Source organism: Pseudoduganella sp. R-43, assembly GCF_049913255.1.
Taxonomy (GTDB): domain Bacteria; phylum Pseudomonadota; class Gammaproteobacteria; order Burkholderiales; family Burkholderiaceae_D; genus Rugamonas.
In genome coordinates this window covers 3,094,901-3,106,729 of record NZ_CP183988.1, presented here as the reverse complement: position 1 = coordinate 3,106,729, position 11,829 = coordinate 3,094,901, and the positions used below count along the sequence as shown (strand labels likewise).

Annotated in this window: 12 protein-coding genes; 3 read left to right on the top strand and 9 right to left on the bottom strand. The window is 64.2% G+C overall.

All coding sequences use genetic code 11. The annotated features are described in order from the left end of the window. Positions 1 to 4 precede the first annotated feature (4 nt). Genes ACN9M3_RS14265 through ACN9M3_RS14240 form a run of 6 tightly spaced genes read right to left on the bottom strand, consistent with a single transcriptional unit; the run spans position 5 to position 2,644 of the window. Positions 5 to 424, bottom strand: a complete 420-nt coding sequence (locus tag ACN9M3_RS14265) for a DUF6916 family protein (RefSeq protein WP_426171667.1) — start codon at positions 422 to 424, stop codon at positions 5 to 7. Then, complete coding sequence (locus ACN9M3_RS14260) at positions 414 to 881, bottom strand: GNAT family N-acetyltransferase (RefSeq protein ID WP_426171665.1); 468 nt, start codon at positions 879 to 881, stop codon at positions 414 to 416. Before ACN9M3_RS14260 ends, ACN9M3_RS14265 begins: the two co-directional genes overlap by 11 nt. Further along, on the bottom strand, positions 881 to 1,408 hold the full coding sequence (locus tag ACN9M3_RS14255; RefSeq protein ID WP_426171664.1) for a phage tail protein: 528 nt from the start codon (positions 1,406 to 1,408) through the stop codon (positions 881 to 883). The genes ACN9M3_RS14260 and ACN9M3_RS14255 overlap by 1 nt, the downstream gene beginning before the upstream one ends. Positions 1,409 to 1,418: 10 nt before the next feature. Then, a complete protein-coding gene (locus ACN9M3_RS14250; protein ID WP_426171663.1) occupies positions 1,419 to 1,946 on the bottom strand; it encodes a phage tail protein in 528 nt (175 codons plus the stop codon). A gap of 12 nt (positions 1,947 to 1,958) precedes the next feature. Then, positions 1,959 to 2,465: a phage tail protein gene (locus ACN9M3_RS14245; RefSeq protein WP_426171661.1), complete on the bottom strand. Its 507-nt coding sequence runs from the start codon at positions 2,463 to 2,465 to the stop codon at positions 1,959 to 1,961. Positions 2,466 to 2,488: 23 nt separating this feature from the next. After that, positions 2,489 to 2,644 carry a hypothetical protein gene (locus ACN9M3_RS14240; RefSeq protein WP_426171660.1) on the bottom strand — a complete coding sequence of 52 codons (156 nt, stop codon included), beginning with the start codon at positions 2,642 to 2,644 and terminating at the stop codon, positions 2,489 to 2,491. Positions 2,645 to 2,835: 191 nt separating this feature from the next. Here ACN9M3_RS14240 and ACN9M3_RS14235 point away from each other — a divergent pair, with 191 nt between their 5' ends. Both ACN9M3_RS14235 and ACN9M3_RS14230 read left to right on the top strand, forming a co-directional pair. Beyond that, positions 2,836 to 3,585, top strand: a complete 750-nt coding sequence (locus ACN9M3_RS14235; protein ID WP_426323266.1) for a substrate-binding periplasmic protein — start codon at positions 2,836 to 2,838, stop codon at positions 3,583 to 3,585. Next, positions 3,582 to 5,198 (top strand): sensor histidine kinase, encoded by a 1,617-nt coding sequence (locus ACN9M3_RS14230; protein ID WP_426171657.1) that lies wholly within the window; start codon positions 3,582 to 3,584, stop codon positions 5,196 to 5,198. Before ACN9M3_RS14235 ends, ACN9M3_RS14230 begins: the two co-directional genes overlap by 4 nt. On the opposite strand, the gene ACN9M3_RS14225 is transcribed toward ACN9M3_RS14230, so the two are convergent. Further along, complete coding sequence (locus ACN9M3_RS14225; protein WP_426323264.1) at positions 5,182 to 7,488, bottom strand: FdhF/YdeP family oxidoreductase; 2,307 nt, start codon at positions 7,486 to 7,488, stop codon at positions 5,182 to 5,184. The genes ACN9M3_RS14230 and ACN9M3_RS14225 overlap by 17 nt on opposite strands. Before the next feature lie 298 nt (positions 7,489 to 7,786). Here ACN9M3_RS14225 and ACN9M3_RS14220 point away from each other — a divergent pair, with 298 nt between their 5' ends. Further along, entirely contained in the window at positions 7,787 to 9,466 is a 1,680-nt protein-coding gene (locus ACN9M3_RS14220; RefSeq protein ID WP_426171653.1) for a diguanylate cyclase domain-containing protein, read from the top strand. On the opposite strand, the gene ACN9M3_RS14215 is transcribed toward ACN9M3_RS14220, so the two are convergent. Both ACN9M3_RS14215 and ACN9M3_RS14210 read right to left on the bottom strand, forming a co-directional pair. After that, on the bottom strand, positions 9,467 to 9,841 hold the full coding sequence (locus ACN9M3_RS14215) for a four-helix bundle copper-binding protein (RefSeq protein ID WP_426171651.1): 375 nt from the start codon (positions 9,839 to 9,841) through the stop codon (positions 9,467 to 9,469). Next, positions 9,838 to 11,826, bottom strand: a complete 1,989-nt coding sequence (locus ACN9M3_RS14210; RefSeq protein ID WP_426323261.1) for a methyl-accepting chemotaxis protein — start codon at positions 11,824 to 11,826, stop codon at positions 9,838 to 9,840. Before ACN9M3_RS14210 ends, ACN9M3_RS14215 begins: the two co-directional genes overlap by 4 nt. Between the last annotated feature and the right edge of the window lie 3 nt (positions 11,827 to 11,829).

Sequence of the window (11,829 nt, the reverse complement as noted above, 5' to 3'; positions counted from 1 at the left end):
TTCCTTAAACGTGCAGGTTGAAGTCGGCGCGCAGCGTCACGCGGGCGCCCTGGCGCGCCGCCGGCTGCAGGTACACCAGCTGGCGGCCTGTCGCTTCATTTTCGATTTCATAGCTGCCTGCCTTGACGGCCGGCTGGGCGGCGGCAGAGAACACCACCGTAAATTGCCTGGCTTCCGCGCCTTCCGGTGCGAGCCTGGAACTCACAACCGCCTCCACCATGATGGGCAACGCGCGGTACTCCGGATGGTTCAGCCAGAACTGCCGGCCCACCAGGCTTTCCGCGGCGCCGCGGCTCCAGGCAAAGCCGCTGCCGCCCTCTTGCGCGCGCACGGCCGGGGCGCCCAGGCCAAGGCCCGCCGCCAGCAAGGATCCGCCGCCCGCCTTCAACAGGGTGCGCCGGGAAGTCACTCGATCAGTCATCATTGTTCTCCCATTCCATGGTCCGGTGCATGCCGGACATTCCAGTTTCCTTGAAGCCGAGGCGCCTATACAGCGTCCCGGCCCGATTATTCAGTGCTACGTGCAGGCGCAGCGGCAGTCCCGCGCCGCAGGCTTCGCGCTGCAGGCCGTGCAGCAGCACGCTGCCGATGCCGCGTCCGCACCATGCCGGCAACAGTGCAATGTCGACCAGCCAAAGCGCCCCGCCCGACTGCGCCAGCACCATCCGGCCGACTGCGGCGCCTTCGCATTCAACGATGTCGAAGCGGGCGTCCGGAAAGTCTTGCAGGTATGAGTGCCGCTGCGCGACGAACTGCATGTCGAGCAAGGACTGCAGCATCGGCTGCGCCAGGCCGGGCAACTCGTGCAGCCGCACTGCGCCGAACAGCCCGCGCAGGAACTCGTGGTCCCCGCCCGACTCGGGGCGCAACGTCACGTCCATCAGGAACGCGGCGGGAACACGCCCTGCAACGCGATACAGAACGCCATGCCCAGGTAAGGCTGGCAATTGTTATGCGGCTGGCTGCCGCCGGCCGTGGCCAGGACATCCGGGCGCATCGGCTGCATGCCGCTGGTGGTCTTGCTGTACACCTGGTTCGACACCGCCGATTTGGCAAAGCCGCTGGAAGGGCCAGGAGCCATCTGGTCGGCCGCCACCGTCGTCGCCTGCAGATTGTGGCTATGCGCCGGCACTTCCGTTTCCTGCAGGGTGACGTATGCACTGCCGCCGCTTTCGCCAAGGTAGCGCGGCGACAGGCCAGCGCCCTGGCCCGGATGCAGCGGCGTGCGCCCGTTCAGGTCGGGCAAGGCGAAGGTGCTCTTGCCGTCGCCGCCGTAAGTGGTGCCCAGCAGGGAAAACAGCGCCGTGTTCTGCGCGATGGACATGATCTGGCCGTCGCACCTGGCCCAGCCCTGCGGCACGACACTGCCGGGGAACATGCGGATTTCTGCTACAAATGCTGACGTCATCGGACGCTCCTCAGTTAGGGTTCGGGAAGACCCCGTACAACGAAATGATGAAATGAAGGCCCAGGTACGGCGCCATGTTGTCGTGCGGCTGCGAAGCGCCGGCCGGGGTGATGGCGTTGGCGGCCATGGGCTGCACATTGTTGTCGGAACGGCCGTAGATGGCCGAGGCGCTCGTCACGGTCGCGGCGGGGAAGCCGGTAAAGTTGGTGAAGGCCCCGCTTCCGCGCTCGCTGCTGCCGACGATGGTGTGCGTATGGTTCGGGATCTGCTGCACGGTCAGGGTCACCGACTCGGCGCCGCCCTTCTCGCCGATCTGGATGCTGCGGCCCGACAGCGTGCCGTTGTGCACCGGCACCCGCCCCTGCATGTCCGGCAAGGCAAAAGTACTCTGGCCGTCGCCGCCATACGTGGTGCCGATCAGCTGGAACAGCGTCTCGTTTTCAGAAATAGCCATCAGCTGGCCGTCGCAGAAGGCCCAGCCGGCCGGCGCGAAATTACCGGCAAACAGGCGAATTTCGCCGACATAGGGATCCGACATGATCGCCTCCGATTAAGTAGATGAAGGAAATACGCCCTGCAGCGCAATGATGAAATTCAGCGCCAGATAGGGTTGCGTGTTCTCGTGCGCCTGCGAGCCGCCGATGCTCGACACCTGGGTCGGTACCAGGCCGACATTGGGACTGCCGTTGAAGACATCGGCACTCAGGCGGCCCTTGCGCGCCAACAGCGCGCCATTCGGGTCGCTGCTGCTGGCCAGGGCCGTACTGGCGTTCAAGCGATGGCTGTGGGCGGGCAGCTCGGCCTGGGTCAGCGTGTGCGCAAACTCGCCTCCCGCCTGGCCGCGCATCATGGTGTCGCCGTCGTGCACCGGCATCCGGCCGCGCAGGTCCGGCAGCGCGAAATTGACCCGGCCGTCGCCGCCATAGGTGGTCCCCAGCAGGGAGAACAGGGCCTGGTTTTGATTAATTGGCAATAATTGCCCATCGCACTTCGCCCAGCCTTTGGGCGCATAGTTAAATGAGACGAGCCTGATCTCGCTCAGGTATGGCTCTGCCATAAGAACTCCTGGTGGGTTAATTGTTAAATGTGGCGTGGTATTGCACACGGCTGCCATCGCGGCCAGCCGGCCGGATTGGCCGGCGGCGCGACTTCCGGCAGGGTCAGCGTCAGCGGGGTAGCGGCGATGGAGAATGCGGCCCCGAGGCGGGCCTGGAAGTAGCTTACAACTGTCGACACGGCAATCCTGATTGCTTTCTAATATTGAAAAAACTTCACATTGTACGATGAAATTTCCTTAAGCTGGATTACATTTTTGACATAAACCGATATGGTTTTGCTACAACAACGGTTTCAAATAGTGAAACGCAAGTGATTGCAAAGTTTATACTTGCCGGGATGTAGTCCGTCTCCCTACGGCGTGAATCGTCATGAACCGTAATTTCCTGGCCACCTGTTTCGGCGCCTCACTTGCCATTTATGCACGGCTGGTGTACGCCACCTCCACAGTCGTCATCGGGGCCGAGGATGATTGGGCCCCCTATTCGTCGGCGCCCCGGCAGCACGCGCAGGGATTCGCAGTGGACGTGGTGCGCGAAGCCTTTGCCCTGGTAGGAGTCCAGGTCGAGTTCAGAGCCCTGCCCTATTCGCGCTGCATGGCTGAAACGCGTACCGGCCAACTGACAGCATGCTTTGACGCGGTGCCGAATAGCCTGATCAGGCCGCATTACCTGTGGCCGCGGATGCCGCTGTTTTCGACCCGTATGAATATCTACGCGCGCTCGGGCTCGATCCAGCGTGGCCTGCGCGCCAAAGACCTGGAGGGACACACCGTCGGCGTACAGCGGGACTATGAGTACGGTGAGGAATTCGACGTCAACACGCGGATCCGCCGCCGCGTGGTGGACAAGAACGAATATGGATTCCGCATGCTGATGGCCAATCGCATCGAGTACATGGCGGCCGAAGAGCGTATTGCCAACGCCCTGTTCCGCAGCAAGCCAGGTGAATTCGCCGGGCGTTTCACGCTGGTGGGGACAGTCGCTACCCCCGACCTGTTCATCGCTTTCAGCAAGACCGCGCCGGGCAGCAGCGAGATGCTGGAGCGATTCAACCAGGGCTACGACAGGCTGCTCAATTCGCCGCGCTACAAGCAGATCGAAAACCGGTGGTTCAAATGACCCGCTCGATCGCCGCGCGCCTGTTGCGCATCATCTTTGGCTGCTACTTCATCGTGACGGTGGTGGTGACCGTTATCCAGCTCACCGCGGAGTACAGGCATACCCGTACCCGCGTCGAGAGCGAAATCGAAGCCATGCAGCACACCTTCGGCCCCGGCATCGCCGACGCCATGTGGCGCTTTAACGATGACATCATGCGCGGCATCCTGGCCGGCATGAAAGAGCTGCCGATCGTGGTGGGGATCAAGGTCGTCGACGACCAGGGCAAGCTGGTTCGCGCTGTCGGCACCGTGCTCGACGACCAAGGCAGGCATATGCAGGCCCAACCCGACGGTCGCCTGGCGCCGCCGTCGGGCAACGACGGCCTGTTCGGCCAGATCTTCAGCCGCGAATTCCCGATTTCGTACAAGCTTGAAAACGGCACGCCGCAGGAAATCGGCAAGTGGACAGTCTATTCCAACCGGCGCATCATCCTGGGCCAGGTCGAGTACGGCTTCTTCCTGATCCTGGTGAATTCAGTGATCAAGACCCTGGCGCTGTGGTTCATCTTCGTGCTGGTGGTGCGGCACTGGCTGGGCAAGCCGCTGCAGCAACTGAGCGACTATGTCGGCCACCTGAACATCGACAATCTTGGCAGCACGCCGCTGCAGCTGCAACATGGAGGCAACACGGAACTGGACCTGCTGGCCAACAAGATCAACGAAATGCGCGAGAACATCCTGACCGGGCTGTCGGAGAGGGCCGTGCTGTACGAAGAACTGGCCGTCCTCAACGAATCGCTGGAACGGCGCGTGGCCGAACGCACCGAAGCGGCGCGGCATGCGCAGGACGAACTGGCGCGCAGCGAGCGGCTGGCGGCCCTGGGTTCGATGGTGGCCGGCATTGCGCATGAACTCAACACGCCGATCGGCAACAGCCTGGTTGCCGCCAGCACCCTGCACGACAAGATCGATGCACTGGGCCGGCGTTTCGAGGGCGGTCTGCGGCGCTCGGACATGCAGCAGTTCCTCGACGAAGCCGACGGCATCGGCCTGCTCCTGACGCGCAACATCGAGCGCGCGGCCAGCCTGGTATCGAGCTTCAAGCAGGTGGCTGTGGACCGCACCAGTTCCCAGCGCCGCAAGTTCGACCTTGGCGCGGTCATCCAGGAGAACATGAACACCTTGTCGCCGGTGCTGCGCAAGACGCCCTACCAGATCACGGTGGACGTTGCTGCCCTGGTGGCGATGGACAGCTACCCCGGCCCGCTGGGCCAGGTACTGGCAGCCCTGGTGAACAACGCCATCATGCACGGCTTTTACAATCGCGATCACGGCCGCTTGTCGATCACCGTGCCGGTGCCTTCCGGCGAGCAGGCCGAGATCGTCATCAGCGACGACGGCGCCGGCATCGCGTCCGGCCACCTCAATCGCATCTTCGATCCCTTCTTCACCACCCGCATGAGCGAAGGCAGTTCAGGGCTGGGCCTGAACATCGTGCACAATATCGTCACCACCATCCTGGGCGGCAAGATCCACGTCGACAGCATGCCCGGCGTGGGCACTACCTTCCGCATCACGATCCCGCTGGATGCGCCGATGCACCACGAAGAACCGATTATTCCGCGGGCCTGAGCAGGACCGGCACTTCCTTGAAGGCCGGCGTGGCCGAACCGCGCGCCACCAGCTCCGGGGAAATCAGCGGCGTCAGTTCGGGGAAATAGCCGAACACGTCGCCATCGGGCACGTCATACTGCACCAGCTGGTAGCCGCTGCATGTGCGCGCGATGCCGTCCGGGGATGCTGCGTGCACGTCCACCAGTTGGCCGTCGCGCAGGCCGAGGCGCGCCATCGTCGCAGCGGAAATGAACAGCACCTTGCGCGTGTGGTGCACGCCGCGATAGCGGTCCACCTCGCCCGTGGTGTCGCGATAGACGGTGGTGTTGTACTGCCGGTGCGCGCGCACAGTGGCCAGGCACAGTACCTCGTCGCCAAAGGATGCGCGGGCACGGCCCATGATGGTGTCCTGCGGCAGCGCGATAGCGGTGAATTGCGCCTTGCCGCTGGCAGTCTTCCAGTCGCGGTTGCGCGCGCTGTTCGGCAGGTGGAAGCCGCGCGGCTGCGCGATGCGGTCGTTGTACTTCTCAAAGCCCGCCACGGCGGTGCTGGCGACCTGTTCGATCAGCGACCGCGTCACGCGGTAATCGCTGCCCATGGCCTGCCAGTCGATGCCGGGCGTCGGCGCGCCTGCCGCCAGCGTATGGCGCGCCAGCTCGGTGACGATATGCGGCTCCGAACGCAGCTTGGCGCTGGCCGGGTCGCTGCGCCCAGCCGAGGCGTGCACCATGCTGGCCGTGTCTTCCACGCTGACGAACTGGCGGCCGCCCTGCTGCTCGTCGCGCTCGGTGCGGCTCAGGCAAGGCAGCAGCAAGCCGACCTGTCCCGGATGCAGGTGGGTGCGATTCAGCTTGGTCGCGATATGCACCGTCAACTGCAACCGCTCCATCGCCTGCAGCACGCGCGGCGTATCCGGCCCGGCCACGGCAAAATTGCCGCCCAGGCCAAGGAAGGCATGAACCGAGCCGTCCATGATGCCCTTGATGGCCGCTACCGCATCGAGGCCATGCTCGGCCGGCGGCGTGAAACCGAACACACGTTGCAGGCCCTCCAGCCATTCCTTCTTCGGCCGGTTAGTCACGCCCACGGTGCGGTCGCCCTGCACGTTCGAGTGGCCGCGCACCGGCATCAGGCCCGCGCCCGGCTTGCCCACATTACCGCGCAGGAGCATCAGGTTGACCAGCATCTGGATCGTCTCGATCGCATGCTCGTGCTGGGTCAGGCCCATGCACCAGGTGGCGATGGTGGCCCTGGAGGCGATATAGATTGCCGCCGCCTTTTCAATCTGCTCGCGCGGCAGGCCGCTATCCTGCTCCACCTGCGGCCACGACTGCGCACGCACGGCGGCGGCGAATTCCTCGAAACCGCTGGTGTGGCGCGCGATGAAATCGCGGTCCAGCACCTTGCCGCCCGCATCCTCCGCCTCCAGCACGGCCTTGCACATGCCGGTAATGGCCGCCAGGTCGCCGCCCACGCGCACCTGGAAATACTCGCTGGCGATGCGGGTGCCGCGGCCGGTCAGGGTCTCGAGCGGCGATTGCGGATCGGCGAAACCGCGCAAGCCCGGCTCCAGCATCGGGTTGAAGGCAGCAATGCGGCATCCGCGCAGCGAAGCTTCGCGCAAGTCGCCCAGCATGCGCGGATGGTTGGTGGCAGGGTTCTGGCCGAATACGAAGATCGCCTCCGCATGCTCGAAGTCCTCGCGCGTGACGGTGGACTTGCCCACGCCCAGTGTCGTGCCCAGCGCCATGCCGGACGACTCGTGGCAGTAGTTGGACGAGTCGGGCATGTTATTGGTGCCGAACGCGCGCGCAAACAATTGATAGGGGAACGCCGCCTCGTTGCTGCTGCGGCCAGACGCATAGAATACGGCGCGGCCCGGCGCATCGAGGGCACGCAGCGCGCCCGCAGCGAGCTTGAACGCCTCATCCCATTCGATCTCGCGGTAGGTATCGCTGGCACGGTCGTACAGCATGGGCGCGGTCAGGCGGCCAAAACCCTCCAGCTCCCACTCGGCGCGGCTACGCAGCGAGGCCACGGGATTGACCGCGAAGAATTCAGGCGTAGCGCGGCGTGCCGTTGATTCATGCGCAATCGCCCACGCGCCCTGTTCGCAGAAATCGACTGCCTTGTCCTTGGGCGAATCCGGATAGGCGCAACCCGGGCAATCCACCCCGCCCGGCTGGTTCAATTGCGGCAGTACTTTCAACGCCGGCAGCGGGCTATTGCTGCGCAATGCCTTGGCGGTGCCATGCAGCGAGCCAAGGCCGCCAGCGGGTTTGTCGTAGAAGCGAATCGGATGCTGCACAAGAATCTCCGGCCATTCTGTCAAGCCCGCGATGTTAACATATGAAAGTCGGGGTCAGGTCTGGCAATCGGACAAAAAAGCGGACAAAAAGCGCACGAGCGTTCAGAGAATGGCGGATTGCCAGACCTGACCCCGACTTTTGGCTTGCTACTGTTGAGTTGCCTTGTGACAACGGGGCCTGCGGTGCGGTAGCTGGGACGGTCGCATTTGATTTATACTTCGCCTGCGCCTTACACTCGCGCAACGTTTCCTACTGGCCAAACCCTCGCCTGGCATGTTCTCCTATCAGGAGATGGTTGTGCGCCAAATTCCCAGAATCCAGACGTTCAAGTTCAAGATTTCAGCCCTGCTGGTGCTGATGGTCATGGTCGCCACTGCCCTGGTTGCCGGCGTTTCCTTGCTGGTGGCGGAGCATGAGATGCGCAAGGTGATCGCCGCGCAGGAGATGTCCATGCTGTCGAGTGCCGCTGCCTACCTCGACCGCGACATAACTTCCAAACAGCAAGTTTTGCGGGTGCTGGCTGAGAGCTTGCAGGCCGAGCCAATCGCGCCGGCCAAGGTTCAGGCGCAGCTCGAGTTGCGCGGGGCGCTGCGCGACGAGTTCTTCAACGTCACGGCCTACGATCCCGACGGCAAGCTGGTGGCCAACCTGCAGGACCGCCGCATGATTGGCAAACTCAATAGCAAAAACCGCCAGTACTTCCGCGACACCATCGCGGCCCAGGAAGGCATCGTCTCGGCGCCGTTCCGCAGCGTGCTGTCCGGCCGGCCGGTGCTGGCAATCACGCAACCGGTGTTCCGCCGCGATGGCAATATCGACTACGTTCTGGTGGGGACCATCGACCTGCAGCGCCCTGCCTTTGCCGGCCAGTTGAACGCCCTGCGCGGCAAGGCCGAAGGCTATCTGTTCATCCTGACCGCGGACGGCACAATGCTCTACCATCCCGACCAGAGCCGCGTGCTGACCCAGGCGGCCGGGCCGGGCACGCTTGGCCAGGTCGTGCTGGCCGATGCGGATGGCTGGCGGGAGGACGCCGTCGATGACGGCAGGCCGGTGCTGCTGGCGCACAAGCGCCTGAAGAAGGCTGACTGGACGATTGCCGTCTCCTTTCCTGTCCGCGATGCTTTCGCCTCCATGGCCAGCCTGCGCTGGCGCGCCCTGCTGGCCGCCTCGGTGGTGGCCCTGGTGGCTGGTCTGGCGGCATGGCTGCTGATGCGCGCCCTGCTGTCGCCCCTGTACAAGCTGTATGGCCAGGTGCGTGCCTTCGGCCGCGGCACCATCGATATCGAACAATTCAACTCCGGCAAGCCCGATGAATTCGGCCACCTGAGCCGCGCCTTTTACCAGGTTGCGCGCCAGCAGCAGATGGCCGAGCGTAACCTGCAGCGCCTGGCCACTACCGATCCGCTGACGGGCGCGCACAACCGCCGCATGTTCGATGAATTCTTCCCGCAGGCGCTGAAGCGCGCCATTCGCGCCGGCCAGCAGATCGGCCTGGCCGTGCTCGACATCGACTATTTCAAGGGCATCAACGATAACTTCGGCCACCAGGCCGGCGACGCCGTGCTGGTGCAGTTTGCCGATCGCCTGCGCAATGCCGTGCGCAGCACCGATACCGTGGCGCGCATCGCCGGCGATGAATTCGTGATCGTGTTCGAACATCTGGAGGCCGGCCACGACGTCAACCTGCTGGGGCAGAAAATCGTAGCGGCCATGCAGGCACCGTTCGTGGTCAACGGCCGGCCGCTGAACGTCACCGCCAGCATCGGCATCGCCCTCACCACCGAGCTGCCGGCCGACGTCGACAAGGTGATGCTGGCCGCCGACCAGGCCCTGTATTGCGTCAAGGCCGCCGGCCGCAACGGCTTTGCCGTCAATACTGTCGGCGCCGAGCGCATCCTGTCGGTGCGCGATTTTGCAGCGCCTGCCAAGGCCGACAAGGGCGAGAAGAAGAGCTGGCCGTCCAGCCGCTTCTGATCAATGCGGCGACGGGATCGACGCCGGCCGCACCTGCGATTGCGCCATGCCGGACATGCTGCGGCACTCGCTGGCGCAGCGGCGGCAGGCGATTGCGCAATCCTTGCAATGCTCGTGCGTGTGCTGTTCGCACTCGTCGGCACAGGCGTCGCATATATCGGCACAGGCTTCGCACAGGCTTGACGCCAGCTTGCTGCCGCGCTGCATCAGGCCGACGCATACGCGGCACACCTGTGCGCAATCGATATCGGTGGCAATGCAATGGGCCAGGCTGGCCACGTCCTGCTCCTGCAGGCAGCTGGCGGCGCAGTGGTCGCAGGCAGCGGCGCAATCATTGCAGGCTTCGATGCAGCTCTGGTACTGTTGCTGGGTCATGATGGCCTCCTTTCGGAAAGGGCCAGACTAGCACTCACGGGGCTTGGGGCGCGCACAGCTTGCTCCATGCGGAACTCGCCGACCAGGGCCACCAGCGTTGCCGCCTGCTGCTGCAAGCTTTCCGCCGCGGCGGCAGCCTGCTCGACCAGGGCGGCGTTTTGCTGCGTCACCCCATCCATCTGGCTGATGGCCTGGTTGACCTGGCCGATGCCGGTGCTCTGCTCACCGCTGGCCGCGCTGATCTCGTGCACAATTTCGCTGACGCGCCGCACGCTGGCCACCACTTCGTCCATCGTGGTGCCGGCTTGCGCTACCAGCGCACTGCCCGCCTCCACTTCGCCCACCGAGCTGCCGATCAGTTCCTTGATCTCCTTCGCCGCGGCAGCGCTGCGCTGGGCCAGGTTGCGCACCTCGCTGGCCACCACTGCAAAGCCGCGCCCCTGCTCGCCGGCGCGCGCCGCCTCCACCGCCGCGTTGAGGGCCAGGATATTGGTCTGGAACGCGATGCCGTCGATCACGGAAATGATGTCCACCACCTTGCGCGAGGAGTTGTTGATCGAGGCCATGGTGTCGACCACCTGCGACACCACCTGGCCGCCCCGCATAGCCACCTCGGATGCCTGCGCAGCGAGCTGGTTGGCCTGGTGCGCATTGTCCGCGTTCTGGCGCACGGTGCTGGTCAACTGTTCCATCGTGGCGGCAGTCTCCTCCAGCGCACTGGCTTGCTGCTCAGTGCGTGAGGACAGGTCGGTATTGCCCTGCCGGATTTCAGTGCTGGCCGTGGCCACGCTCTCCGACGATTCTCGCACCCGCGCCAGCACCGAATGGATCTTGGCCACGAAAGTATTGAAGCCGGTGCCAATGACGGCCAGCTCATCGTTGCCGCGCACCTCCAGCCGCGCACGCAGGTCGGCATTGCCGCTGGCAAGGCCAGTCATCGCGTCGGCCAGCTCCCGCACAGGCCGCATCAGCCGGAACAGCACGGTCACCAGGATAAGCCCCATTGCCACTGCGCAGACCAGGGAAACCAGCAACGTGTATTTCAGCAGTTCGCGCGCCGGCGCAGTTGCCACCGCATGCGGGAAGCTCATCTTCACCGCCCACGGCGCGATATCGGGGTGCAGCGTCAACGGTTGAATCAGGTGCACCATGTCACCCTTGTCGGTGTACTCATAAGGCTGGCCGGTACGGATCGCTTCCAGGCCTTCCTTCGGGATGTCGGAGGCGGCCTTGCCGATCAAGGCTTCGCTGGGACTGCTGGCATACAGGCCGCCGTTCGACACCAGCGCCAGGCGCCCGCCTTCGATCGACTTCAGGCCTTTGAGGATTTCACCCAATCGCGTCAGCATGAAGTCGGCGCTGGCTGTGCCGCGGAATTCGCCGCCGATCATGATCGGGGCCACCAATGACGCCATCAGCACATCCTTGCCGTTCACCGGATAGGAATACGGTTCGGTGAAGAACACCTTGCCGGTACGCTTCGGTATGTCGTACCAGTCGTTGGCCCCCGGCTTGGGATCGAACACGATCGGCTCCACATTGGTGCCGCCGCCCGCCGCCTTGGTGTAGTAAGGCATGTAGCGCCCGCTGGCGTCGAATTCAGGCTTCTTGTCGGCGTATTCGGCATCCTTGCTGTCCAGCGCATTCGGTTCCCAGGTGACGGCGGCGCCAATCAAGTCTTCCGAACCGAGCACCACGGTCTTGGTAATCTCACCGGTTTGTTCACGCGACAGCGGCAGGTTTGCGCCGCGCGTGGCACGCTGGGTAGCGCCAAGCTGGATGACGGTCGCCAGGTTGCGGACGATGCGCGACTGCAGGGCCGACGCAGCCGCTGCGGCCTGGGTGCGCGCCAGGTTCATCGCATCGCGTTCGGCCGTGCGGCTGGCCTCGTACCCGGTCACTGCGGCGGTAATGGCCAGGCTGAGCACCACCAGCGCCGTAGCCGTGATATTGATCTTGGCATTCAGTGAGAGGTTCGACAACATGCG

Bases quoted from the DNA above. Each gene is read 5' to 3' on its own strand.
- ACN9M3_RS14265 (WP_426171667.1), bottom strand. From the start codon at position 424: ATGATGACTGATCGAGTGACTTCCCGGCGCACCCTGTTGAAGGCGGGC.
- ACN9M3_RS14260 (WP_426171665.1), bottom strand. From the start codon at position 881: ATGGACGTGACGTTGCGCCCCGAGTCGGGCGGGGACCACGAGTTCCTG.
- ACN9M3_RS14255 (WP_426171664.1), bottom strand. From the start codon at position 1,408: ATGACGTCAGCATTTGTAGCAGAAATCCGCATGTTCCCCGGCAGTGTC.
- ACN9M3_RS14250 (WP_426171663.1), bottom strand. From the start codon at position 1,946: ATGTCGGATCCCTATGTCGGCGAAATTCGCCTGTTTGCCGGTAATTTC.
- ACN9M3_RS14245 (WP_426171661.1), bottom strand. From the start codon at position 2,465: ATGGCAGAGCCATACCTGAGCGAGATCAGGCTCGTCTCATTTAACTAT.
- ACN9M3_RS14235 (WP_426323266.1), top strand. From the start codon at position 2,836: ATGAACCGTAATTTCCTGGCCACCTGTTTCGGCGCCTCACTTGCCATT.
- ACN9M3_RS14230 (WP_426171657.1), top strand. From the start codon at position 3,582: ATGACCCGCTCGATCGCCGCGCGCCTGTTGCGCATCATCTTTGGCTGC.
- ACN9M3_RS14215 (WP_426171651.1), bottom strand. From the start codon at position 9,841: ATGACCCAGCAACAGTACCAGAGCTGCATCGAAGCCTGCAATGATTGC.
- ACN9M3_RS14210 (WP_426323261.1), bottom strand. From the start codon at position 11,826: ATGTTGTCGAACCTCTCACTGAATGCCAAGATCAATATCACGGCTACG.